This window comes from Bacillus cereus group sp. MYBK15-3 (assembly GCF_051916765.1).
GTDB classification, from domain to species: Bacteria; Bacillota; Bacilli; order Bacillales; family Bacillaceae_G; genus Bacillus_A; species Bacillus_A cereus.
In genome coordinates this window covers 871,498-897,388 of record NZ_JBQAHG010000002.1, presented here as the reverse complement: position 1 = coordinate 897,388, position 25,891 = coordinate 871,498, and the positions used below count along the sequence as shown (strand labels likewise).

The following is a 25,891-nucleotide window of genomic DNA, read 5'->3' as shown; positions in this document are numbered from 1 at the left end:
GAGCTTACACCATCCTCAGTTCGCTATATAAGGTTTGAAAAGGTACTTATCCCTATCTTCGTTTTTCTTAATAAATATGTTGTTTAAAATTATATGTAATAATGAGAAAAACGTCAAGCTTACACTGTTTCTTCTTTTTTCAACAGTTCATCTACTTCGTCTTCTAATTCAATTAGTTTATCCCAATCATCGTTGTTTAACATCTCAAGCTGTGTTTCTAATAACATACGGAAACGAGTTCGGAATACTTTCGCTTGTTTCTTTAGCTCTTCAATATCAAAAGCAACTTTTCTTGATTTTACTAATGCTTCGTTAATAATACGATCAGCATTCTTTTCAGCTTCACGCACAATTAATTTCGCTTCTTTTTGCGCATTACGTTTTACTTCTTCCGCTGCTTCTTGTGCAACAACGATAGATTTGTTTAACGTATCTTCAATATTAGAGAAATGATCTAACTTCCCTTCTAACTGCGCAACTTTTTCTTCTAAAGCTTTTTTCTCACGAATGACCAATTCATAATCTTTGATAATTTGATCAAGAAACTCATTTACTTGATCTTCATCATAGCCACGGAATCCGCGACCAAATTCTTTGTTATGAATATCTAATGGTGTTAACGGCACAACGCCACCTCCAAGTAGTTATCTAAATTTCCTCTTTCAATTATATCTTTTCTTCGACAAAATAGGAGGATTTCCTTCTAAAAAACCAATCATTTTAGTATACCATACAAAATTCTCCATTTGTCGCGTTTTGTTCTACCTTCTACAGAAAATAATTTACTTCGGCCATATCCTCTAACAGAAAAAACATCTCCTGGATAACATTCATAAGAAGTTTGCTCCACTGTTTTCCAATTGACTTTTACTAAACCATTTTTTATGAAAGGTTGTACTTTCTGTCTAGATAAATGTAACATTTCAGCTAACATAACATCTAAACGAAGTGAAGAAACCGTTCCAGATTTCTCTCCCCACGTTTCATGTATCTGTAGAATTTGTTCTCCTTGCACTGACGCTAAAGAGACTTTTACTTTCCCTATTGATTGTAAGTTCATCTCAATATACGATACAATTTCTTTCGCAACTACAATTTGGGCACGATTTTCTTGCAGCAAAATATCACCACATTTTTCTCTTGTTAAACCAAGAGACATAAATGTACCTAATATTTGCCTATGTTCTAGCGTATAAAACTTGGAAGGATAGTCAATTTCTAATACTTCTACTTGAAATTCTTCTTCATTTAATTCTAGATAGTCTGGATAAATAAGTGCTCTTTTACGCTCTGCATTAGGCGTTGCACCACCAAATTGCACAGCAACATCACCTTGTCCTATTACCATAGAAACAATTTGTTGTTGCCTAGGATCGAGAAAATCCGTTAACTTCACTTGATGGTACTCCGCCGCTCGCTTCCACTCTAGCACTTTATCCACAAAGACCTCCTCATCAGGCCTAAAATGTTCGTAGATGCTCATGTATTTACCTTCTTACTATAAGAAATAGCTTAATAAACTGAACAAACCAGTTTTAGCAAGTTTCAACGCAAAGATCGCAACGATTGGAGAAATATCAATCATTCCAAGCGGCGGAATAAAGCGGCGGAATGGTTCTAAATACGGTTCACAAATACGTGCCAGGAACTCTCCAAAAGATGATTCCTTTGCACCAGGAAACCATGATAGGAGAATGTAAATAATAAGTGCCCACGAGTAAATCTCGATAGCATAACTTAACACTATAAAAACTGTTGTCATGGCGTATTACCACCTCTTTATATTTGTTTCTTCTTCTTCACCGAATAACTCTGAAATCGCACCAACAATATCTACATTTTCAGGTGTACACATAAATGTTTTCGGCCCTATTTTTTGAATATCCCCGCCTATAGCGTATACAGTACCACTTAAAAAGTCAACGATACGTACCGCTTGATCAGTAGACATTCTCTGCAAATTAATTACAACAGCTCGTCTACCTTTTAAGTGGTCCGCAATCCCTTGTGCTTCCGAATATGTGCGTGGTTCTAATAAAACAACTTTTGAAGATTGTTTTGCTGTTTCAATACTCACAACGTTTTGCTTCGGTTGCGCTTTCGGAAACGTAACGTCTTGTTGTTCTGGTGGATCTTGCTGCTTTTTCATGTCTGTTTGCTCCTTTTCATAACCATATTGAGCTGCTTCTTTTTCTTCCGGTGTATCAAAAAAGAAGTATTTTACTTTTGACCAACTCATAATAAGATTCTCCTTCCTTTTACGCTTTTCCTACTAAAATCGTTCCCAAACGAATATATGTAGCCCCTTCTTCAATTGCAATCTTGTAATCGTTGGACATTCCCATTGATAATTCTTTACATGGCGCATGTAATAACTCTAGCTCCTGCACCTCTGTTTGCAGCATACGTAATTCCTTAAAACAGCGTCTGATTTCTTCCTCTTCTTCTGTAAATGGAGCCATCGTCATTAGTCCAACCACTTCAATTTTATCGAATTCTTGCAAACTTTGAATAAAAGAAACAACCTCTTCTATTGCCAATCCTTGCTTCGATTCTTCAGATGAGGTTTTCACTTGAATAAAGCATTTCACTTTCTTATCAGCACGTTTCTGAATTTCTTTCGCCAGTGAAAGACGATCTAACGAATGTAAATAATCAATTTCATTAATGATTTCTTTTACTTTTCTCGTTTGTAATGAGCCAATAAAGTGCCAATTAACTTTTGAACCGAAATGCTCGTATTTCTGTAAGAAACCTTCATTTCTATTTTCACCTAAATCGATAACTCCAGCTTCAATTACTTCGTTTGTTTTTTCAATCCCTACAGTTTTTGTAACTGCAACAAGTTTAATATCTTGCAACGAACGTCCAGCTCGAGCGCAAGATTCTTTAATAGCTTCGTTTACAATTACTAAATTTTCTTGTACTGTCACTTGCTTTCTTCCTCCTTAAAACCTATGAAACTCAACATTCTTCCTGTCTTACCTTGATCACGACGATGAGAGAAAAATAGTTGCTCTTCACAGCTTGTACAAAGAGATGACATTACAATATGCTCTTCTTTTATGCCTGCTTGTACACATAATATACGATTAATTTCTTTTAAATTAATTGCGTACTGCCCGTCAGAAATTTTTTGATGAGGAACAGCACCGCTAACTACTTCCTGTGCTGCTGTTAATACACGATCATCCACAACATAACAACAAGATCCGATCGACGGCCCAATTGCAACATGAATTTCATCACTTGAAATACCTTCTGCATTCCACTTTTGAATCATTTCCTTTGCAATCTCTTGTACAGTGCCTTTCCATCCAGCATGCGCAAGTCCTATCATACCATGTGATGGTGCATAAAAATAGAGCGGAACACAATCCGCGTAACAAGACGTTAACAGAACATCTTCATTACTCGTATAAATGCCATCTGTTTTTGAAATGCCGTCCTCATATGAATAGACACCACTTCCCTTTTCCTGTTGCCCTACTTTTTCAACATGATGAGCATGAACTTGTTCAGAGCAAATCCAATTTTCTAATGGTTTTTGTAACTTATTTGCTAAAATGCGTCTGTTTTCATGAACGTTCTCCACGATATCATTCACATGTAATCCTAAATTCATCGCATGAAAGGAGCCCGTACTTATCCCACCATCTTTTGTCGTAAATCCAGCAGTAATGTTTCCAAGTTCTTTCCACGCTTGTAAATACAGTATACCGTCCACATATTTAAATGGTTCTCTCATAATAAAGCGGCTCCTTTTAATTAAAATAACAGAAAAAAGCATGGTACTTCCTGTCTATTTTACCATACTTTTATTTTTTCATAATCCTAACAGAAAAAAAAGAGGAATTTGTAATATTCTTTATGAAATTGTCGGTGTTTGTATTGATTCTGTTACAGAATTAACAGGATTTACTCTTACAAGTATGACATCTTCCCCAATTTTCACAATTTCCTTCCAAGGAATTACAATCTCAACATCTTTTCCAAAAATACCTAGCATACGTGTCTGTTTGGAAATAATAACAGAACAAATTTTCCCTGTGTTCATATCAATTTCAATATCTCCAATATTCCCAATCCTTTTTCCATCTGAAATATTTATAACATCCTTCATCTGTAACTCTGAAATTCGTATCACCATTTTCATCCTCTCCCTTATATGACAAATTGGAAACTGTTTCTCATATTTACAGGAAGCCACCTATACGAAATTATATGAACACTAATCCCCTACTATGAGCACAAACCATATTACATATAAAAAGGTCTCACCATAATTGGTGAGACCTTATCCTTGAATCGTTTTATTCATTTGTTTAATGGCTGACTTCTCTAAACGTGATACTTGCGCTTGGGAAATCCCAATTTCTTCTGCAACTTCCATCTGTGTCTTTCCTTGGAAGAAACGTTTTCTAATAATCATTTTCTCTCTATCATTTAAACGCTTCATTCCTTCTTTCAATGCTAATTCTTCAACCCACTGCTCGTCCTTTTGTTTTTCATCACTTAACTGATCCATAACAAAGATAGGATCTCCCCCATCATTATAAATCGGTTCAAATAATGAAACTGGATCTTGAATTGCATCTAAAGCAAATACTATCTCTTCATGAGTTACTTCTAGCACTTTTGCAATATCCATTGCTGTTGGTTCTTTTGAATTTTCTGCAATCAACTTTTCTCTTACTTGCAAAGCTTTATACGCAATATCTCGCAATGAGCGCGATACGCGAATCGGATTATTATCACGCAAATATCTGCGTATTTCCCCAATAATCATCGGCACAGCATACGTTGAAAATTTTACATTTTGGCCTAAATCAAAATTATCAATTGATTTCATAAGTCCGATGCAACCAACTTGAAATAAATCGTCAACATATTCTCCTCTGTTATTAAATCTTTGGATGACGCTCAGTACAAGACGTAAGTTTCCATTCACTAATTTTTCTCTTGCGCTTATCTCTCCACTTTGCATTTCACGAAATAATTTACGCATCTCTTCATTTTTTAATACTGGAAGTTTAGCTGTATCAACACCGCAAATTTCTACTTTGTTTCTCGTCAAAGTGTTCCCTCCTATCGGGAGTTGCTGTACAGTGTAAAGTATTTCCTTTGAAGGGGATTTTATGCATGTGGTTTTTTCACGATTTGTTATTTAAATTATCTTTCCTAATACAACTAAATAGAATAAGACCAGCCTACATAACGGCTGGTCTTATTCTTTACACCATTTTATTAAATTCTTTTCGTAATCTTTTTATAATTCTTTTTTCTAAACGCGAAATGTATGACTGTGAAATCCCAAGCATATCAGCCACATCTTTTTGCGTCTTTTCCTCTCCTCCAGCAAGCCCAAACCGAAGTTCCATAATTTGTTTTTCACGATCATTTAATTGGTGTAATGCTTTCATTAAAAGGTGACGATCTACAGTAGCTTCTAAATCTTTTGTAATAATATCATCATCTGTACCTAACACGTCAGACAATAACAGTTCATTCCCATCCCAATCAATGTTTAGTGGTTCATCAAAAGAAACTTCCGAACGATTTTTGTTATTTCGACGTAAATGCATTAAAATTTCATTTTCTATACAACGCGATGCATATGTTGCTAATTTTATTTTCTTTTCTGGATTAAATGTATTTACCGCTTTAATAAGGCCGATTGTTCCTATACTAATCAAATCTTCAATATTTATCCCTGTATTTTCAAACTTTCTTGCTATATATACAACGAGCCTTAAGTTACGTTCAATAAGTAATGACCTTGCTGCCTGATCTCCTTTTGGCAATTTATTCAAAAGAACTTCCTCTTCTTCTTTTGTTAACGGTGGTGGCAACGCTTCACTTCCACCAATATAATAAATTTCATCGGTCTTAATTCCTAATTTCAGCAATACTTTATACCAAAGGTATACTAAATAAAATTTTAATTTCATCATATTATCCCGCCTCTCATTATTAAGCGATTACCATTTTTTGTGAAATCAACATTTTTGGATGCACAATACATTGATACTCCCCATTAGTAGAAAGCTGTTGTGTATTTAATCCAATTAATACTTTGTTTACAACAATAGAACTACCTTCATGGTCAACTTGCACACTATCAGGCTTAATTGCCCACAAAAATTGACTCTCTACTCCTACTGCACGGAAAGGAATTAAGCGTAATTTTGTCGCCCAACCAGAATCATTTTCTGGTATTTGAGGAATTTCTGTTTTGGAATAAATTTGTTCTGTTAACCAAGATGGTAAGCAATGTTCTAATGATGAAACATGCATAATCATAACGGGTGTTTTTGTTAATGGGTCATAAAGTTGGTTCCCACTGTCAATAAGACCTGCCAGTTCTAGTTCTTCTTCTGCTAATTGAATTTTTACTTTCACAATTTGATCATAGTGTATTTTCGTGACCTCTACGCTTTCAATACGCTTTTTAGAAAAATAATAAATTACTGGAAAACCAAAAATAACAAATAACCAACTAATTGGATCACCGTAAGAAATTGACTGAGATTGAACCAATCCATTTACCATTTCATTCGTTTGCAAAAAGAAATGAGTTCCAATTAATCCTCCGCCAACCATAAAGGTTACAAAGTAAAAAGTAAAAACAGTTTGTGCATAATTTCTAAATGTTGTAAACCCAAATGCTGTATACACAATAAGTAACGAGTACAGTAGTTTCATAATTGGATGTGTCATCATAGAAGCAAAAGGAGTAAAGGCAAAAATAACAATAGTTGAACCTATAAATGCCCCTAACACAAGCCTCCATTTTTTGATTTTCTTTTTTAACACGGTAGCTGTTAATAAAAGCAAAAGAAAATCAATGCAGGCGTTTAACAACCAAACAACGTCGGCGTAAACAACCAAACAATTCACCTCTTTTTTCAAGTTGAGACTAGTATAATGCATATCCAATAGGAAAGTGTGTCAATTTGCGGAGGTGTTTTTTTGTTATTTTGTGATTTCTAGACATAATCTGTCGGTAAAAAATAAAAGTACAAATTCATAGAATGATATACTCTTATTTTCACCAACAAAATATACCAAATAAAAAAAAGACCTGCTTAGCAGGTCTTTTCCATTTAAAAAACAAAAAAGGAGCATGAAAGCTCCTTTTTTTATCGTCTACGACGGTTACGTAAAAATGCTGGAATATCGATATCATCTGAATCTGAATGACGCTCATGTACAACTGGCTCTTCACGCTTCATTTCACGTTTTACTTCACGTTGTTTTGAAGGTTGAGCTACTGGTTGTTGCTGTTGTTGCGTGTGGTTCGCATTCGGACGAATAATTGGTTTTGGTGGTTGAGTTGCAATGCTATCATCAAAACCAGTTGCAATTACAGTTACAACGATATCATCTTTTAATCCTTCGTTAATAACAGAACCGAAGATCATATTTACTTCTGGATCTGAAGCTGAAGCTACGATATCTGCCGCTTCTTGTACTTCATATAAGCTTAAGTTAGCGCCACCCGTAATGTTCATGATAACACCTTGAGCTCCATCAATAGATGTTTCTAGTAATGGACTAGAAATCGCTTTTTTCGCAGCTTCTGCAGCACGATTTTCCCCGTTACCAGAACCAATACCCATTAAAGCAGAACCTCTATTAGACATAATTGTCTTTACGTCTGCAAAGTCTAAGTTAATTAAACCTGGCGTTGCAATTAAATCCGAAATACCTTGAACACCTTGACGTAATACGTTATCAGCTTCACGGAATGCTTCTAACATTGGCGTATTTTTATCAACAATCTCTAATAAGCGATCGTTTGGAATTACAATAAGAGTATCTACATTTTCTTTAAATGCTGCAATACCAGATGCTGCTTGCGTCGCACGCTTACGTCCTTCAAAAGTAAATGGACGTGTTACAACACCAACTGTTAAAGCACCTAATTCTTTTGCAACTTGAGCAACAACTGGAGCTGCACCAGTTCCAGTTCCACCGCCCATACCGGCAGTTACGAAGACCATATCCGCACCACGAAGTGCTTCTTGGATCTGTTCTTTACTTTCTTCTGCAGCTTTTTTCCCTACTTCAGGGTTTGCGCCTGCACCAAGTCCACGCGTTAATTTTCCACCAATTTGCATTTTTGTTTCAGCTTTTGATAGATTTAATGCTTGTGCATCAGTGTTCACAGCGATAAAGTCTACACCTTGTACACCGTGTTCAATCATACGGTTTACAGCATTGTTTCCGCCACCGCCGACACCGATAACTTTTATATTCGCTAATTGATCTTGAGTAGTATCAAACTCTAACATGTCGAAATCCCCCTAGAACCTCATTTTTCGTGTCCAATTTTAATCCCATAAATAACGGAATACACGTTTTACTTTTGACATCATGCGGTCATCATTTTGATTATTATTGTTTTGATTACGAGTTTTTTGTTTCGCGGGTTGCTGTTGTACCGGCGTTGGTGCTGGTGCTGGTACTGGTTCAAAATGCTCTTGCTTTTCCTGCACATTTTTCCCACGTAATTTAGCTTTTTGATAAGAATGTTTAATTAATCCAACTCCACTTGTATATTGAGGCTCACGCACACCAATATAATCAGGAGTTGCTACACGAACATTTTCATGTAAAATATCATATGCAAGATCAAGAACACCTGGCATAGAAGCAATTCCGCCAGTTAGTACATAACCAGAAGCCACTTGCTTTACTCCTAACTTACGCACTTCATCTTGAACAAACATTAAAATTTCCTCTACACGAGCCTCTATTATATCCGATAATTCCAACTGAGAATATTGTTCTGTTTGATCACTTCCCATAATAGGAACCGTAAACATCTCTTCTTCAGATGCTGTATCATAAAAAGCATGTCCATATTTCAACTTAATTTGATCTGCATTTTCTGTTGAAGTTTTCAACCCAATCGCAATATCTTTCGTTATATGGTCTCCACCTAATGGTAATACGCTCGTCGCTTGTAACTCTCCATCTTTAAAAATAGATAAAGTTGTAGATCCTCCCCCCATATCAACAAGGGCTACTCCTCTATTTTTTTCATCTGAAGATATAGCAACTGTTGCAGCCGCTAAAGGTTGAAGACAAATATCAACAATTTCAAGACCTGCTTTTTCTACACAACGAAGTAGGTTATGTAGTAAAGTTCTCGAGCCTGTAATAAGTGTACCTTCCATTTCTAATCTTACACCGATCATCCCGCGTGGATCGTTAATCTCGTCAAGACCGTCTACGATGAACTGTCGAGGTACCACATCAATAAACTCACGTTCTGGAGCAATTGACACAACTTGTGCTGCATCTAGAACGCGTAAGACATCTTCATTCCCGATTTCACGATCTTCATTTGAAACAGCGACTACTCCGTGACAAGGAAGTAGCTGTACCTGGTTTGCATTGACACCTACTACAACTTGCTCAATGTGGATTCCCACCATGCGCTCAGCTTGTTCAATTGCTTTTTTAATTGATCGAACAGTCTCGTCTATATCAACTATCGATCCCTTCTTTAAACCATTTGATTTTACATTTCCAACACCAATAATGTTTAAGCTGTCATTAACCATTTCACCAATGATGACTTTAACATTGGATGTACCGATGTCAAGACTAACATATATTTCATTGCTGTTCATTCTTTGGCACCTCCTTCTTTATTTATACCATACAACTCAATATATGGAACAACAATCGCAACTTTACTATTTATAAGAAAAATATTCAACGTCTTTATACGTTTCCCTTTTTTAACCCTATATTTTTCTTATTTTTATTTAGCATTCAATTAAGAATATCGCAGTAAACTATGAATAACTGCTTATCTTGAAATAATTCTATTTCGAGTGTAAAGTTTACCGCCAAGTATAAGTCTACACTAAGATGTACTCATAGAAAAGTGAAACTTGTACCAATACTAGTATGAATCTAAGAATTTTTACATATTTTTCATCAAATGAACCATTCTTCTAAATTCGTATACATATAATAGAACATTCGTTTCGTTTTTTCTGCTATAAGCAACGAAAACTACCATTCTATTCTTTTTTTTCTTCCGCACCTAATTCTTTCGTATATGCACCTACTTCTAAGTCAATTAATACCTTCTTACCTGGCTCAATTGTTTTTAAAATAAGTGGATAGGCTTCCATACGTTTTGCGAAATTTTGAATCGTAGTGCTCACTTCATAACCTTCATTCATATATAAAGTAAGATGATCTTCATTCGCATTCGTTGGTGAATAGCGAATCTCCGAAATAGATTTTAAAATAGCTGGTGTTAATTTTTCTAGTTCAGCGATTAACTCCTTCATTTTCTCTTCTTTAAAAGGTTCAAAAATCGGTGCTGCAACAGGAAGTTTTCCATTAGGTAGTACATCAAGCGTTTTTCCATTTTCTAATAACGGTTGTAATTTTCCCTCTTTATTTATATAACCAATCGTTAAATATTCTTCGATATGAATATCAATCTTGTTTGGAAAACGTTTTTTTACATTTACTGCTTTAATTTCTTTTCGCTTCGTTAAGTTTTCTTCAGCTTTATGTGCTGTCACTCGGAAATAACTTGTATCATATGTCACGCCTGAATCCTTCATTACTTGCTCATCCGTCATATAGTGATTTCCAAACACACTAATCTTTTTTATATTACTAAGCGGAGACCGAAAATAAATTAAAAAGAGCACTAATAAAAATAAAATTGATATGTATAAAATCAATCGATGATTAACATTTTTTTTGTTTTTTTTCTTTTGATTTTTCAATTTTGGTACACGATCTTGTAGTTTAATCACTTTACTATTATTCATGTACGATCCCCCTATGTAACATAAAGAACGGCATGTTCCTCATGCCGTTCTTATCTTCTTATTATAACATAAATGATAATGAGCGGAACGAATAACCGTTATCTTCCAATGATTTCTACTTCTGTGTGCATATCTACATCAAATTTATCCTTAATTGTATGTTTTATTAATTCAATTAAAGACAATACATCTTGCGCTGAAGCTCCCCCGGTATTAACAATAAAATTGCCATGCATTTCAGAAATTTGAGCTCCACCAATCCTATAACCACGAAGCCCTGCTTTTTCTACTAAATCTCCTGCAAAATGTGGGATTGGATTCCGAAATACACTTCCTGCACACGGGTGATTCCATGGTTGCGTTTCACGGCGGTAATCTTTATTATTTTGCATACTACGTACAATTTCTTCACGTTTTCCCGCCTGTAATTGAAACACCGCCTCTAAAACAATACCAGGACGTTTCGTTTGCAATACAGATGCCCGATAAGAAAACTCCAGTTCTTTATTCGTTAACCAGTCAATTGTACCGTCTTCAAACAGAATGAGAGCCTTCGATAATACACTCGATATATCCGATTTATGTGCACCTGCATTCATGTATACTGCACCACCGACACTTCCTGGAATACCGCTCGCAAACTCCAATCCAGCTAACCCTTGACGACTAAGTAAAGTTGACAATTTAATAAGAGGATATCCACTACCAACTCTTACCTTATGTTTTTCGACCTCTAAGTGATCTAATCCTTCTCCTAAACGAATAACAACACCTTCTATGCCTTGATCAGATACAAGAAGGTTTGAACCGCGACCAATTACAGTCCACTTCGTTTTGTATTGCTTTACTAACTGTAATGTTTTTTCAATACCGGCTACATGCTTTGGCACAATTAAAATATCCGCTGGTCCACCTATTTTCATAGTTGTATAACGTGCTAACGGCTCGTTAACTAAAACACGACCAACGTCTGCTTCTATAAGCTCATTTACTAATTGTTCCATAGACAATCTCCCCCATATTAAGTCTCCTTATGACAATAATATGCAGGGCGTTCACCTAACGTTATCCCTCTATTTACGGGCAGTACAGCTCCTAAATCAAAATTCGGCGATAACAAAGAAATTAGGCGGAATCAGGATGTCAGTAAACATCCTATTAGTGAAAGATAATAATCAACGAGAGAGAATCACTCCCCACTGATTAAAGCCTCACTTTATTTTTTTACAAGCTTATTCATTACTTCATACAGCTTATTTGCTGCATCTGGAATACCTAGTTGCTTAGCCGCTAGCTTCATATTTTGTAATGTTTGTGCATTCAATAAAATCTCATCAATATCACGAATAAGCGTTTCAGCTGTTAAATCTTTTTCAAGTAACATTTTTGCCGCTCCTTTATCAACAACTGAACGTGCATTCTTTTCCTGGTGATTATTTGTTACATACGGACTCGGTATTAACACACTTGGTTTTCCTAACGCTGTTAATTCTGCAAGTGTTGTTGCCCCAGCCCTTGAAACAACAAGGTCTACACCAGTTAGTACCTCTGGCATATTATGAATGAACGGCTTAATAATAACATTGCTTGGGTTCCCTTTTTGCTTCACGGCTTCCATCACTTTATCATAATGTACTTCACCCGTTACATATAGTATTTCGTAGCTTTTGTTCCCAAACTGTTCAATTGCTTCAACGAAGGCATCGTTAATCGGTCTAGCCCCACGACTTCCACCAAATATAAGTACAGACTTTTTAGGAAGAGAAAGCCCAACTGAACGTTTCCCCTTCATTCCATTTTGATCCATTACCTCTGATGCTCGTGGATTACCTGTCATTACCACTTTTGACTCTGGAAAATGCTCTATAGCTGCTTCAAAACAAACAGCAACTTTATCAACATAACGGCTTAAAAACTTGTTCGTTACACCTGGTACACTATTTTGTTCATGTACAATAGTTGGAATACCTAATTTGGCTGCAGCGTATACAACTGGTCCACATACATATCCACCCGTTCCAATTACGATATCCGGATTAAAACGACGAATGTATCGTTTACTATCCTGTACACCTTTTAGAAAACGCATTACTGTTTTCACATTATCTAATGATATTTTTCGTTTAAATCCACTTATAACAATAGATTGAAATGGTATACCTGCTTTTGGAACGATTGTACTCTCTAGTCCATTTTCCGTACCAATATATAAAAATCTCGCTTCTGGATTTAACTTTTTTATTTCTCTAATTAAAGCAAGAGCTGGATAAATATGACCACCAGTACCCCCACCACTCACTAATACACGCACTACTAACTCCTCCGCTTCTCTTTTCTTATTTCCATTATACTTATTTCTATATACATATTGCATTTTTACACACATACGAAAAACCCTGTCTTATAAACAGGGTTTAGTAGCGAGAATGGCGACTTATATTTAATAATACACCTACTGCCATTAACATTAATGTCAAACTTGATCCACCATAACTTAAAAACGGCAAGGTAATACCCGTAACAGGCATCAGTCCTGTTACAACACCAACATTAATCATTACTTGAATCGCAATCATCGCCACAATACCTACTGCTAAAAACGTACCATATAAATCTGGCGCTCCTAATGCGATACGAATCCCGCGCCATAATAATAGACTAAATAATAATAACACAAATGAACCACCAATAAAACCTAATTCCTCGGATAAGATCGCAAATATAAAGTCAGTTTGTGGTTCAGGTAAATAAAGAAATTTTTGTCTACTTTGTCCAAGTCCAAGCCCAAATAATCCACCAGGTCCAATTGCAAGTAATGATTGGATAATTTGAAATCCACTCCCGAGCGGATCTGACCACGGATCTAAATATGATGTAATGCGTTTCATTCGATACGGTGCTGATGCAATTAACCCTACAAATCCTGCTACACCAATCAAACCAAACATTGCAAAGTGAAAGACTCTCGCTCCCGAAATGAATATCATAATGATACATGTCCCAACCATTACCGTTCCTGTCCCAAGGTCTGGCTGTAACATAATCATCCCAAAAGCAAGAAACACAAAACTAAGGGCCGGTAATAAACCACGTTTAAAAGATGTAATCAATTTTTGCCGTTCTGCTAAAAACTTTGCCAAGAAAATAATCATCGCAAACTTCATAAATTCTGACGGTTGAATCGAAAATGCTCCGATTCCAATCCAACTTCGTGCTCCTCCTCGAACAAGACCTACTCCAGGAATAAGAACGAGAATAAGAAGAATGAAGCAAACTAGCAAAATCACTTTTGAATACGTACGCCACACCCAATAATCAATTTTCATAATAAAAAACATAGCTACTACACCAAGACCCGCAAACAGTAATTGTCTTTTTGCAAAAAAGAATGAGTCCCCCATTTTATAAGAGGCCCAAACTGCACTCGCACTATAAACCATAATCATTCCGATTGTCAACAATGAAAGTGTTACGATGATGAGAATAAAATCAGGCGTTTTCTTCATTACCCACAAACACCACCTCTTTAGGCAGAACCTTTTGCCCTATGTAACAAAACATCAGTAGGTGTTAGCCTACTGATGTTTTGATTTACTTTATATAAGTTTATGCACAGCTTGTATAAAAATGTCTCCTCTTTCTTCAAATGTTTTAAATTGATCCCAGCTTGCACACGCTGGAGAAAGAAGAACAACATCGCCATCTTTAGAATGAGCATAAGCTTTCACCACTGCTTCATCTAAAGTATCGACACTTTCAATTATATCTAATCCCGCTTTTTCTGCCGCTCTTACTAGTTTAGGAGCTGTTTGTCCAAATGTTACAATCGCTTTTACATTTTTGAAATACGGAATTAAATCATCGAATTCATTTCCGCGATCAAGCCCACCTGCTAGTAACACAATCGGTTGTGTAAACGCAGATAGTGCTTTCTCAGTCGCTAACATATTCGTTGCTTTTGAATCATTATAAAACTTACGGTTGTTAATCGTTGTTACATATTCTAAACGATGTTTTACACCCGTAAAACGTTTTAACACGACCGTAATTGCTTCATTAGAAGTACCTAATAATTTCGCAATACTCATCGCAGCTAAAATATTTTCTAAATTATGTTGACCAGGTAAAACGATATCGCTTACTTCAACAACTTTTTCACCTTTGAAATAAAGAGCGTTATCTTTTATACACGCGCCATCTTCAATTTCTTTCGTTGTCGAAAACAGGATTTTTTGACCTTTAGAATACGCAGACAAAGCCATCACATCTGCATCATCCGCATTTATTACACTATAATCATTTTCTGTTTGGTTTTTAAAAATATTTGCTTTCGCTAAACCATATTCTTTCTTCGTCCCATGATAATCTAAGTGGGCCTCAAATAAATTTAAAAACGCAGCAATTTTAGGTTGGAACAATTCTACTCCCATCAATTGAAATGATGAAAGTTCTGTAACTACAACTTCATTTTCTTTTGCATCCTGTGCTACTTCACACGCTACAGTGCCAATGTTCCCTGCAATTACAGGATGCTTTTGTCCTTCTTTTAGCATTTCAAATGTCAGCATTGTCGTCGTCGTTTTACCGTTAGACCCCGTAATCCCAACAAATGGTGCTTCTGAAATACGATATGCTAATTCAACTTCCGTAACAATCGGAATTTGCTTTTCTTTCGCAGCAACTAATATTGGATTAGAATACGGGATTCCTGGATTTTTTACTACAAGAGAAATATTTCTCTCTAATAATTCTAAAGGATGACCACCGCATACAACGTCCATTCCTTTTGCTTGTAATTCTGCAGCAAGTACATTCTCTGCTAAAGGCTTTCCGTCATTTACAATAACATTTGCCCCTAACTTTTGTAACAATGTAGCTGCTGCATAACCACTTTTTGCAATGCCTAATACAAGAATATTCTTATTTTGAAATTCAGTTACAGTTTTCAATTACATCCACACCCCGATATAAATTCCTAACACAGCTAATAAAAATCCTGCAGACCAAAACGTCACAACAACACGCCACTCTGACCAACCACATAATTCATAATGATGGTGTAATGGACTCATTTTAAAGACACGTTTTCCTGTTGTTTTAAATGAAATGACCTGAATGATAACCGATAAAGTTTCCATTACGAATACTCCGCCGATAATTACAAGTAGCAATTCTTGTTTTAATAAAATCGCTACAGCTGCAATGGCTCCACCTAAAGCTAATGAACCTGTATCTCCCATAAACACTTTTGCTGGATTCGCATTGAATACTAAAAATCCAAGTACAGCTCCTACAACTGCCATACAGAATATCGCCACTCCAAATTGCTCTTGTGCCACAGCAATAATACTAAATGCTCCAAATGCAATAGCAGCTGTTCCTGATAATAAACCATCTAAACCGTCAGTTAAGTTAACTGCATTTGATCCACCAATAAGCATAAATAGTACAAGTACGAAATACGCCCAACCTAATTCAAACTTAACATCCGTTCCCGGAATCATGATGTATGTGTGGAACGCTTGCCCTTTTCCAATTAAAAAGAATGCAATAGCAATAACAAGCTGACCTACTAATTTTTGTTTTGATGTTAAACCAAGATTTCTCTTCTTAACTACCTTTATGTAGTCATCTAAAAATCCAATCAATCCGTAACCAAACGTCACTAATAGTAATAACGAAACCTCTGCACCTAAATAATTAAACTTAATCGCCATAATAAGTGAAGTTACCATCATAGATACGTATATGACGATACCACCCATTGTTGGTGTCCCTGATTTTTTTTGATGTGACTTTGGTCCTTCATCACGAATACTCTGTCCGAACTTTAATTTTCTTAAAAATGGAATAAACAATGGCGAAAGGGCAACAGAAATTAAGAATGCTACCCCAGCCGTTACTAATAAACCTTGCTCAAGCACATGTAGTCCTCCTCTCACGTTGTTACTCTTCGTTGCTTAAACGCCCTTTAATTGCTTCTTTAGCAACTTCACGATCATCAAAATGATGAACTTCTTTACCAATAATTTGATACGTTTCATGACCCTTACCAGCAATAATAATGATATCATCTGCTTTCGCTTTAGTGATTGCATGGTGTATCGCTTCTTTTCTATCAATAATCACTTCATAATTTTTCCAACTTGCACCATGTACCATATCATCTAAAATAGCCGCTGGATCTTCACTTCTTGGATTATCTGATGTGTAAATTGCATGAGTTGCATATTTTGTTGCAACACTTGCCATTATCGGTCTCTTCGTTCGGTCCCTATCGCCGCCACAACCAACGATACAATACACATCACCTTTTGCAAATTGTTTTGCAGTTTTTAATACATTTTCTAAACTATCCGGCGTATGTGCGTAATCAACAATAACTGTATAATTTTGTCCTCCATCAACAACTTCAAAACGCCCTGGAACCCCAGCTAGTTCTTTTATAACAGCAATGATTGTTTCTAATTTCACGCCCGAAACAAGTCCTGCTGCTGTTGCTGCAAGTACGTTATATACATTAAATTTACCTATTAATTTCATCGTAACATTTACACTTTCATATGGTGTGACAAGCGTAAATGTAGTCCCGCCACTCGTCATAACGATATTTTTTGCCATAATGTCACTTGTTGTATCAATACCATATGTTACAACTGTTGCTGCAGTACTTCTCATATACTCTTCTGTTACATTATCATCGCTATTCAGCACAGCGTACTTTTCACGATTATGATTATAACTATTGCCAAGCTGTGCAAATAGTAACCCTTTTGCATGTTTATATTCTTCCATCGTTTTATGATAGTCTAAATGATCTTGTGTTAAATTCGTAAACACCGCTACATCGTAATCACATCCGTGTACACGACCAAGATCTAACGCATGTGACGAAACTTCCATTACCGTGCTGTCCACACCTTGTTCAACCATTTTTGAAAACGTCTGTTGAAGTGTTAGTGCATCTGGTGTTGTATTTTTCACCTCAAATGTTTCATCACCGATTTTCATATTAATCGTTCCAATTAGCCCTGTTTTATGACCATGTGCTCGCATAATCTCATCCATAATATGCGATGTTGTTGTCTTTCCATTTGTACCTGTAATTCCGATTAAATGTAACTTGTGTGTCGGTTGACCATAAAAATAATCAGCTAAAACCGCTAACGAACGAAAAGTATTTTTCACAAGTACAACTGGAACGTCAACATCAATTGGTCTTTCCGCAACAATAGCAGCCGCTCCTTGTGCCGCTGCTTGCTTAGCAAAATCATGGCTATCAACCGTATATCCTTTCATACATACAAATAAGCTTCCCTCTTTCACTTTACGTGAATCAGCTTCTATAGATGTGATTTCTGGATTTTCTTTTGGAACAACTGGAAAATCATGCAAACATGATACAAGTGTATGCAACTTCATTTCACTAAACCCTCTCTACATTGTTTATTTATCTTTTTTCAGTAAGCAACACATTACCTCCTATATAAGGAGGTAAGTGCTACTGACCTATTTATGAATGAGACACTTACTGTCTCAAATTAAGTAACTGTTCTATAAAGAACTCACTTCCACCAATTGTACCATAAAACGTACTATGTTACCTTTAATTCCCGAAGTAAATTCTAATTTTTGAGCCTTCTTTTACTTTAGCTCCCGCTTCTGGTGATTGTTTAATTACTTTCTCTCCATCTCCACTTATATCAAGCTTCAAATCGACGAGTTGTGTTTGTAAGTCTTTCTTTTTCATTCCAATTAAATTCGGAATTTCCACAGTTGGTGTATCGCCCCATTTATATTCTTTCTCAACTTGTTCTTTTCTCGGTTTCACTCCCATAACAGGAAGTGCATCTCGAAGGATATTCCCGACAATCGGAGCTGCTACCACTCCACCAAACTGTGTAACCCCTTTTGGATTATCAACAGCTACATACACAACAATCTCTGGATCATCCGCTGGAGCAAATCCGATAAAAGATACTATATAATTATTCTCTAAATATTTACCATCCTTCACCTTTTGAGCAGTACCCGTTTTTCCACCTACGCGATATCCATCAATATAAGCACCTTTACCAGAACCTTTCGCTACAACATTCTCTAATGCATAACGAACTTTTTCTGAAGTTTCCTTGGAAATAACTTTTCTTTTCTCAACAGGTGTCTTTTTACTAACAACTTGATTATTTTTCGGATCAATAAACTCCTTAGCTATATACGGCTGATACAATGTTCCACCATTTACAGCCGCCGCTACAGCTGCTACTTGTTGAATCGGCGTAACAGAAACTCCTTGGCCGAATGAAGTTGTTGCTTGCTCTACTGGACCAACTTTATCTAAATTAAATAAAATCCCACTGCCTTCACCTTGCAAGTCAATTCCAGTCTTCTGCCCAAAACCAAAATTACGAATGTATTTAAATAATCGGTCTTTACCAAGGCGATCACCAAGTTCAATAAATCCCGGGTTACATGAGTTTTGAACGACTTCTAAAAACGTTTGACTGCCATGACCTCCTGCTTTCCAGCATTTCAATCTAGCTCCACCTACTTCAGCTGCTCCATCATCATAAAACGTATCCTTCTCTAAGTCTACTAAATTTTCATTCAATGCTGCAGCTAATGTAATGATCTTAAATGTTGAACCAGGCTCATACGTACTCCATACAGGTAGATTTCTGTTATACACTTCTGGAGAGACACTTTGAAAATCCGCTGGGTCAAAACTCGGTCGACTAGACATCCCTAAAACTTCACCATTTTTAGGGTTCATTGCAATCGCAATCATACCGTCAGGATTATAAGTTGACTCCGCAATATTCATTTCTCTTTCCATAATCCTTGTAATACGCGCATCGATTGTTAATCCTAAATTTAAACCGGCTTCTGGCTTTTTGAAATCATCACCAACATTAGGCATCCTTTGTCCTTTCGCATCTGCAAAAAAACGCACATGACCTTTGTCCCCATTTAGCTCTTTATCATAATATTTTTCTAGTCCCATAAGACCTTGGTTATCGCTACCTGCAAAACCTAATACATGTGATAAAAAGTTTCCAAATGGATAGTACCGGATAGAATCCTCTGCGATATACACGCCCTTCAGACTTAATCCTCGTACTTCTTTCGCTTTGTCATGTGATATTTTCCTTCCGCCTTTATCTAACCTTACAATCGATTCTTTTTTTGTAATCCTTTTATAAATCTCATCTTTTTCCACACCTAATACTGCAGCTAACTTCTCTGCAGTCTCCGCTGGTTTTTCAATTTGCCTCGGTACAACAAAGACAGTTGGAGCACTTTTATTCGTGGCAAGTTCCACACCATTTCGGTCTAAAATTTTCCCACGTTCGGGTTCAAAAGTAATATTACGACTCCATGAATCTTTCGCACGATCCGTTAACATATTCCCAAGAAAAAATTGCACATATCCAAGACGAATATCGATAATCGTGAAAATAAGTATACCTGATATAAGTATAAAAATAAGTCGTTTTCTAACTGTTACATTTGATACACGCATATCGGAACAAGCCTCCCTTACGCCTAGCTTGTTCCAATATATGCTTGTACTTATTTAATTAGAACTTATTCTCTTTTACCATTACGGCTTTTCTGCTTCTTGCTGTGGTTCGAGTGGCGGTACGAGTGTGACACCTAATTCTGTACCAGGTTGTAATAATGTTCCTTCCGCCACACTTTGTTCTGTTACGTATCCTGTACCAGAAGGTTTCAAGTTAAGCTGTAATGTCTTCGCTAAATTCATAACATCACGCAGTGCCCATCCTTGTATATTTGGCATTGTAGGCTTATCTCCTACCAAGAAGACTCGGTCGCCTTTTAATGTTTGTTCAGTCGCTTTTGGTACTTGTTGCTGTACTTTCCCTTCACCTAGTACGATTGGACGAAGTTTTGCTTTATCAATCGCTTTCCCCGCTTCAGCCATCGTTTTACCATTTACATCCGGAACAGTAGTTTGTTGTTCTTTCAGATGTTTTTTCGGATCTTTCACTTCATTTGGCTTAATCTTTAAATACTCTAAACTATTTTTTGTTACATATTTAAAAATATCAGCTAACGGTTGTGCACCGTTCTCATCATCTTTTAATTTAGGCTGTTTAACAGCTACATACACAACAAGTTGTGGATCGTCCATTGGTGCCATACCTAAGAATGAGAATATATAATTCTGTCTCCCTGTCATATAGCCGCCTTTTCCATCCGGAATTTGCGCTGTACCTGTTTTACCACCAACTGAATATCCATCAATTTTATAAGCTGTCCCTGTACCTTTCGGAGATGTAACAACACGTTCTAATAATTGTCTTACTTGCGCTGCTGTTTCCTTTGTAACAGGTTTTCCTACTTCTTCTGGCTTATGTTCTAATTTTACTTTGTCTGTTATCGGATCTACAATTTTATCAATTGCATAAGGTTTCATCATTTTCCCATCATTTGCAATGGCCGTTGCAGCTTGTACAAGCTGAATTGGTGTTACAGTGGAACCTTGTCCAAAAGCTGTTGTCACTTGTTGTATTTGCTGATCAAATAAAATTGTATTCGATCCTTCACCTGATAAATCAATGTTCGTTTTTTCATCTAATCCAAAACTATGAATATATTTTCGGAAACGTTCTGGACCAAGTTTTTGATCTCCTAAAATTGCAAACGCTACGTTTGAAGAACGCTCTACCCCTTCATCAAACGTGATAGAGCCCCAACCAGCACCACCGTTATGATCTTTTATTTTCCTATTTCCGACTTGATATGTCCCGGACTGATAATAATCTTGGCCTTTGTACACACCTTCATTAATAGCTGCCGCTAACGTGAAAATTTTCATTGTTGATCCAGGTTCAAATGCATTGGCAATCGCGTCATTGAAGAAATATTTAATTTGACGATCATTAGGGTCATAACTAGGTTTAGTAGACATCGCTAATATTTTCCCAGTTTTCGGATCTGCAACAATCCCTATTAAACTTTCTGGCTCATATTGCTTACTTGCTGCTTTCATCGCGTCTTCTAAATAACTTTGGACACGTTGATCGATTGTTAAATAAGCGTTATCTCCATTTTTAGGTGCCTTTACATTAACTTTTCCCCCATCAAGGGACACACCTTTACGATCACCTGTATATGCTACTTCTCCGTTCGAGGCACTTAAGTATTTATCCAAGCTTTTCTCTATGCCAAATTGACCTACCGAGGTTCCATTCTCATTTGGTTTTGCATGACCTATAACGTAAGATGCAAAATCACCGTTTGGATACACCCTTGCATTTTCTGTAATAAAAGATATCCCCGGCAACTTCAACGCTTCTATTTGTTCCTTCTTTTCTTTCGTCAAATCCTTGCCTAACGTTCCAAATTCGACTTGACTTCTACCTTCCTTATTTAAAGAAGCTAAAATATCCTCTTCGCCTTTTCCAAGTACTCCTGCAATTTTCTTTGCAGTATCTTCTTTATTCTCAACTGAGTTAGCACCTTTTAGTGCAGCTACCATTTTGTAAGAGTTTGCGTCTTGCGCTAACACATGACCGTTTTGATCATAAATGGTTCCTCGGTTCGCTTCAAGAACTCCTTTTTTACTATGCTTTTGTTTAGCAAGTGCATCTAAATCCTGATTATGAACTGTTCCTGTTGATTGTATGTAAAAAAATCGGGCTAATAACAGCAAAAAGAGCAGGAGGAAAAATATCATAAAATAACCTGCTCCCTTATTGGTATGAAATTTAGTCATATTCTTCTTCATCGTTCCTTCACACCTATTGCCTTATTTGAGGCCTTTCACATTATTCGCATTAATTTCTAGCCCGTGTTTTTTTGCAACTTCAGCGATTCGTTCATAGCGACTTAACTTCTCTACTTCAGCTTGTAATTCTTGATTTTCTTTTTGCTGCTGTACAATTTTTTCTTCTATCGTCGCTGCTTCTACATTAACTTGATAAAGGCCTGCTTTATTTCCAATAAACGCGACACAGGCATACAATAAAAAGCCAATAAACGCTACATACAACAGTTTTTCGATTCTTGTAATTTTCGCTTTAACCTTCGGCTTAGCCATCTGCTGTGGGGGCGTTTGAATTTGCACCTCTTCTTGCGCTTGTTGTTTGTACTTTACAGCTAAATTAGTCATACCTCTCTCTCCCTTTTATCGTTTTTCAGCGATTCTCAACTTCGCAGAACGCGCACGATTATTTTCTTCTAGCTCTATATCAGAAGGTAAAATCGGTTTTCTTGTAATAAGCTTTAATTTCGGCTTAAATTCATCAGGAATAATCGGTAATCCTGGCGGCAATTGTGGCGTTGTACTATTTCGCTTAAACGTTGTTTTACAAATACGATCTTCTAATGAATGGAATGTTATAACACTAACCCTTCCACCTGGCTTAACCATCTCAATAGCAGATTCCAATGCTTCTTCAAATACTTTTAATTCATCATTTACAGCTATACGAATTGCCTGAAACACTCGCTTAGCAGGATGCCCACCCGTTCTACGAGCTGGAGCCGGAATACCTTCTTTAATTAGCTCTACTAATTCTCCTGTCGTTTCAATAGCTTTATTCTCACGATAAGCTTCAATTTTTCTTGCAATTTGTTTTGAAAATTTCTCTTCACCGTATTGGAAGAAAATCCTTACAAGTTGTTCATATGACCAGCTATTTACAACATCATACGCTGTTAATGGGGCATCTTGATCCATCCGCATATCTAGCGGTGCATCATGATGATAACTAAAGCCTCGTTCTGGTGTATCTAATTGTGGGGATGAAACACCTAAATCAAATAAAATACCATCTACTTCTGTTATACCTATTTCCTGCAGTTTTTCAGCTAAATAACGGAAGTTACTCTTTACTGTTATAAACTGTTCACCGTATGAAGAGAACTTTTCTTTCGCGTTTTGAATCGCTATCTCATCTTGATCAAACGCTATTAATTTTCCACCTTCAGTTAATTGGGATAATAAATAAGAACTATGTCCTCCTCCCCCCAGTGTACAATCTACATATGTACCATCTGGCTTTATATCTAAGCCGTCTACTGTTTCCTTTAAAAGCACTGTTACGTGTTTAAACATTGTTGCACCTACTCTTTTTCCAATTAATTATGTTGAATGTATCCCTTCCTCTAAACACATATTTCACGCTTAGAGAATGAAATAATACGAAAGAACGACTCATTTAACTTACCAACAAAGGCAACATACTATACAAATCGCTATTTTCTTTTATTATATACTAAATTTTATCATCTTTTGCGGGAATTTAAATAAAAAACTGTCGAAAAAGCGAATAATACGTTTACATTTTGTGCTATTTTGTCATATATTTAAGTATCCAACACAATTGCCATATCTAACATTTTTCGATTGATAATTCAGAAAAAAATCACTTCACAGTAAATTCAACGGAATAAAAATAAAATCCTGCTCCAAAGAGCAAGATTTTATAGTTTTATAACATGATGTTTTCCGTCCCAAGAAAAAGGGTTTTCCATTACACGATCAACGAAATCCAAACCAAACTGATTTAAATAATAACATACATTCCACACACGTTCTTGCGGTGCACCTAATGGACGAAGTGCGAATTGTATACGGCGGAATTTATTTAGCTGAACCTCATACTTTTTCTCAACATTTCTTTTCAACATTCTTTCCAACAGTTCAATTTGTTCATTAATTTTCAATTCGTTTTTCCCTGCAAACGCACCTAACCCTGGCTCTATTTTCTTTACAAATTGCTGTAAAGATGTATGAATATCGGCAATTTCTTTTTTCGCCTTTCCAAAATGATCATCAATCGGTTCCTCTATTTGATTAGACAACCAGTTTTCACGCAGTTTATCGACATCATTTAAAAACGGATCAATTTCTCTCAATTGCAGATCGAATAAATCTGTCGCTATATCTCTCTCCACATAAGTAATTGTAAGACGAGGAACGACAGGTGGCATTTGAAAACCGACAGTATGGAATACTTGTTGTAATTCACTCCAATAAGCTAATTCCCCTGGACCTCCAATAAATGCGAGCGTAGGAAATACATACTCTTGCATAAGAGGACGTGTTACAACATTATTACTAAAACGTGCCGGATTTCTCTCCATCTCTTCAATCAACTCTTCGTATGAAAAGGAATGCGCCCCATCCTTTCCAACAAACTTACCTTGATGCTCTTCAAGCAATACTCGTTCATTATCTATTTCCATGAATATATGCACTGCATGAGACTTCGTTTCAATAATCGGTTTGTATCCTAGTTCTTTAATTACTTCCTGCTGATTACGAAGACCCTCTTGTACCTCTTTATACTTACTTATAATTCGCTTGAAAAATGGAATTTCTAACTTTCTTAATTCAGGATGATGTGAATCAACAAGGATTAAACCAGAATTAGCAAAGATTTTCGTAATAAGATGAGCAAAGAAATCTACATACGTATTCGATTTTTTCAAAGCATCATCAACAAATTTTAATACATCTTTTGTAAAATTTGTTTCTGGGTATGTTTTAAAAATCTCTTCAATCCAATTTCTACAATCTTCAACAGAAAGTTCAGACTCAGAAGCACTTGCCTTTTTCGGATTACGGTCATAAAAAATAGTTTTTTTCATCTTTTTATTTTTCGCTACAAAAGTATGATTAATCTCATCCATATCATGGTCTTCACCCGCAATCCAGAAGACAGGGACAACTTTAACTCCTAAACTTTCTTCCTTTTCCTTTGCAAGCTGTAAAATTGAAATAACTTTATGAATTGTATAAAGCGGTCCAGTTAATAACCCCGCTTGTTGTCCAGCTATAACAACATATGTATTTTCATCTCCAAGCGCTTTTACATTTTGAAGTGTAGATTCTCCCGCTTGTAATTTTGTATTATATTCTAATAAATGCGCTACTAAATCTTGGCGGAAAAACTCCCTTTCACGCAAATCATGTAAACGTTGTTTAAAAGCATCTTCTGTTAACATATAATCAAAACATGACTGTATCTCTTTTTTACCGTTCATATAGTCCGCTACAATACCTTGTTGCGGAACAGAGATTTCTTTTATCTCCATATAAT

Annotated in this window: 24 protein-coding genes and 1 other annotated feature (1 of these 25 cut by a window edge); all 24 genes read right to left on the bottom strand. The window is 36.2% G+C overall.

Annotation, left to right across the window (positions count from 1 at the left end):
* Nucleotides 1-68, bottom strand: a binding site (T-box leader) (it extends 156 nt beyond the left edge of the window).
* Nucleotides 69-119: 51 nt separating this feature from the next.
* The 24 genes from divIVA to bshC all read right to left on the bottom strand — a co-directional run bounded on the left by divIVA (nucleotide 120) and on the right by bshC (nucleotide 25,886).
* Nucleotides 120-626 carry a septum site-determining protein DivIVA gene (gene divIVA / locus ACTFR8_RS13230; RefSeq protein WP_001131611.1) on the bottom strand — a complete coding sequence of 169 codons (507 nt, stop codon included), beginning with the start codon at nucleotides 624-626 and terminating at the stop codon, nucleotides 120-122.
* 89 nt (nucleotides 627-715) lie between these two features.
* Entirely contained in the window at nucleotides 716-1,483 is a 768-nt protein-coding gene (locus tag ACTFR8_RS13225; protein WP_002098127.1) for an RNA-binding protein, read from the bottom strand.
* Nucleotides 1,484-1,498: 15 nt separating this feature from the next.
* Nucleotides 1,499-1,762, bottom strand: a complete 264-nt coding sequence (locus tag ACTFR8_RS13220) for a YggT family protein (protein WP_000214233.1) — start codon at nucleotides 1,760-1,762, stop codon at nucleotides 1,499-1,501.
* A 6-nt stretch (nucleotides 1,763-1,768) separates the two neighbouring features.
* The gene (locus tag ACTFR8_RS13215; protein ID WP_000119129.1) at nucleotides 1,769-2,239 is read right to left on the bottom strand and encodes a cell division protein SepF; all 471 of its coding nucleotides are present in this window, start codon (nucleotides 2,237-2,239) and stop codon (nucleotides 1,769-1,771) included.
* 19 nt (nucleotides 2,240-2,258) lie between these two features.
* Nucleotides 2,259-2,933: a YggS family pyridoxal phosphate-dependent enzyme gene (locus ACTFR8_RS13210; RefSeq protein WP_000218007.1), complete on the bottom strand. Its 675-nt coding sequence runs from the start codon at nucleotides 2,931-2,933 to the stop codon at nucleotides 2,259-2,261.
* Nucleotides 2,930-3,748 carry a peptidoglycan editing factor PgeF gene (pgeF, locus tag ACTFR8_RS13205; protein ID WP_001209007.1) on the bottom strand — a complete coding sequence of 273 codons (819 nt, stop codon included), beginning with the start codon at nucleotides 3,746-3,748 and terminating at the stop codon, nucleotides 2,930-2,932. The genes ACTFR8_RS13210 and pgeF overlap by 4 nt, the downstream gene beginning before the upstream one ends.
* Before the next feature lie 120 nt (nucleotides 3,749-3,868).
* Nucleotides 3,869-4,150 carry a YlmC/YmxH family sporulation protein gene (locus tag ACTFR8_RS13200; protein WP_000236745.1) on the bottom strand — a complete coding sequence of 94 codons (282 nt, stop codon included), beginning with the start codon at nucleotides 4,148-4,150 and terminating at the stop codon, nucleotides 3,869-3,871.
* A 147-nt stretch (nucleotides 4,151-4,297) separates the two neighbouring features.
* Nucleotides 4,298-5,077, bottom strand: coding sequence for an RNA polymerase sporulation sigma factor SigG (sigG, locus tag ACTFR8_RS13195; protein WP_000197755.1), 780 nt, complete (start codon nucleotides 5,075-5,077; stop codon nucleotides 4,298-4,300).
* Between the two features lie 157 nt (nucleotides 5,078-5,234).
* The gene (sigE, locus tag ACTFR8_RS13190) at nucleotides 5,235-5,954 is read right to left on the bottom strand and encodes an RNA polymerase sporulation sigma factor SigE (protein WP_000976948.1); all 720 of its coding nucleotides are present in this window, start codon (nucleotides 5,952-5,954) and stop codon (nucleotides 5,235-5,237) included.
* Nucleotides 5,955-5,973: 19 nt separating this feature from the next.
* The gene (gene spoIIGA, locus ACTFR8_RS13185; protein WP_000261970.1) at nucleotides 5,974-6,891 is read right to left on the bottom strand and encodes a sigma-E processing peptidase SpoIIGA; all 918 of its coding nucleotides are present in this window, start codon (nucleotides 6,889-6,891) and stop codon (nucleotides 5,974-5,976) included.
* A gap of 251 nt (nucleotides 6,892-7,142) precedes the next feature.
* Complete coding sequence (gene ftsZ, locus ACTFR8_RS13180; RefSeq protein ID WP_000888984.1) at nucleotides 7,143-8,297, bottom strand: cell division protein FtsZ; 1,155 nt, start codon at nucleotides 8,295-8,297, stop codon at nucleotides 7,143-7,145.
* Between the two features lie 39 nt (nucleotides 8,298-8,336).
* Nucleotides 8,337-9,644, bottom strand: a complete 1,308-nt coding sequence (gene ftsA, locus ACTFR8_RS13175; RefSeq protein ID WP_001087557.1) for a cell division protein FtsA — start codon at nucleotides 9,642-9,644, stop codon at nucleotides 8,337-8,339.
* A 399-nt stretch (nucleotides 9,645-10,043) separates the two neighbouring features.
* Nucleotides 10,044-10,814 carry a cell division protein DivIB gene (divIB, locus tag ACTFR8_RS13170; protein ID WP_001065789.1) on the bottom strand — a complete coding sequence of 257 codons (771 nt, stop codon included), beginning with the start codon at nucleotides 10,812-10,814 and terminating at the stop codon, nucleotides 10,044-10,046.
* 98 nt (nucleotides 10,815-10,912) lie between these two features.
* Nucleotides 10,913-11,818: a UDP-N-acetylmuramate dehydrogenase gene (gene murB, locus ACTFR8_RS13165; RefSeq protein WP_000437024.1), complete on the bottom strand. Its 906-nt coding sequence runs from the start codon at nucleotides 11,816-11,818 to the stop codon at nucleotides 10,913-10,915.
* 212 nt (nucleotides 11,819-12,030) lie between these two features.
* Nucleotides 12,031-13,125: an undecaprenyldiphospho-muramoylpentapeptide beta-N-acetylglucosaminyltransferase gene (murG, locus tag ACTFR8_RS13160; protein ID WP_021728036.1), complete on the bottom strand. Its 1,095-nt coding sequence runs from the start codon at nucleotides 13,123-13,125 to the stop codon at nucleotides 12,031-12,033.
* A gap of 103 nt (nucleotides 13,126-13,228) precedes the next feature.
* Nucleotides 13,229-14,320, bottom strand: coding sequence for a stage V sporulation protein E (gene spoVE / locus ACTFR8_RS13155; protein WP_000753520.1), 1,092 nt, complete (start codon nucleotides 14,318-14,320; stop codon nucleotides 13,229-13,231).
* 90 nt (nucleotides 14,321-14,410) lie between these two features.
* Nucleotides 14,411-15,763: a UDP-N-acetylmuramoyl-L-alanine--D-glutamate ligase gene (gene murD, locus ACTFR8_RS13150; protein WP_000860116.1), complete on the bottom strand. Its 1,353-nt coding sequence runs from the start codon at nucleotides 15,761-15,763 to the stop codon at nucleotides 14,411-14,413.
* Complete coding sequence (gene mraY / locus ACTFR8_RS13145; protein ID WP_000893060.1) at nucleotides 15,764-16,738, bottom strand: phospho-N-acetylmuramoyl-pentapeptide-transferase; 975 nt, start codon at nucleotides 16,736-16,738, stop codon at nucleotides 15,764-15,766.
* Nucleotides 16,739-16,760: 22 nt separating this feature from the next.
* Nucleotides 16,761-18,236 carry a UDP-N-acetylmuramoyl-L-alanyl-D-glutamate--2,6-diaminopimelate ligase gene (murE, locus tag ACTFR8_RS13140; protein ID WP_252209683.1) on the bottom strand — a complete coding sequence of 492 codons (1,476 nt, stop codon included), beginning with the start codon at nucleotides 18,234-18,236 and terminating at the stop codon, nucleotides 16,761-16,763.
* A 184-nt stretch (nucleotides 18,237-18,420) separates the two neighbouring features.
* Nucleotides 18,421-20,337 (bottom strand): stage V sporulation protein D, encoded by a 1,917-nt coding sequence (locus ACTFR8_RS13135; protein WP_252209684.1) that lies wholly within the window; start codon nucleotides 20,335-20,337, stop codon nucleotides 18,421-18,423.
* A gap of 81 nt (nucleotides 20,338-20,418) precedes the next feature.
* Nucleotides 20,419-22,569, bottom strand: a complete 2,151-nt coding sequence (locus ACTFR8_RS13130) for a penicillin-binding protein (protein ID WP_000739958.1) — start codon at nucleotides 22,567-22,569, stop codon at nucleotides 20,419-20,421.
* A gap of 21 nt (nucleotides 22,570-22,590) precedes the next feature.
* Nucleotides 22,591-22,953 carry a cell division protein FtsL gene (ftsL, locus tag ACTFR8_RS13125; protein WP_000182804.1) on the bottom strand — a complete coding sequence of 121 codons (363 nt, stop codon included), beginning with the start codon at nucleotides 22,951-22,953 and terminating at the stop codon, nucleotides 22,591-22,593.
* A gap of 15 nt (nucleotides 22,954-22,968) precedes the next feature.
* Nucleotides 22,969-23,901, bottom strand: a complete 933-nt coding sequence (rsmH, locus tag ACTFR8_RS13120) for a 16S rRNA (cytosine(1402)-N(4))-methyltransferase RsmH (RefSeq protein WP_000472508.1) — start codon at nucleotides 23,899-23,901, stop codon at nucleotides 22,969-22,971.
* A gap of 368 nt (nucleotides 23,902-24,269) precedes the next feature.
* On the bottom strand, nucleotides 24,270-25,886 hold the full coding sequence (gene bshC, locus ACTFR8_RS13115; protein ID WP_252209685.1) for a bacillithiol biosynthesis cysteine-adding enzyme BshC: 1,617 nt from the start codon (nucleotides 25,884-25,886) through the stop codon (nucleotides 24,270-24,272).
* Nucleotides 25,887-25,891: the final 5 nt, after the last annotated feature.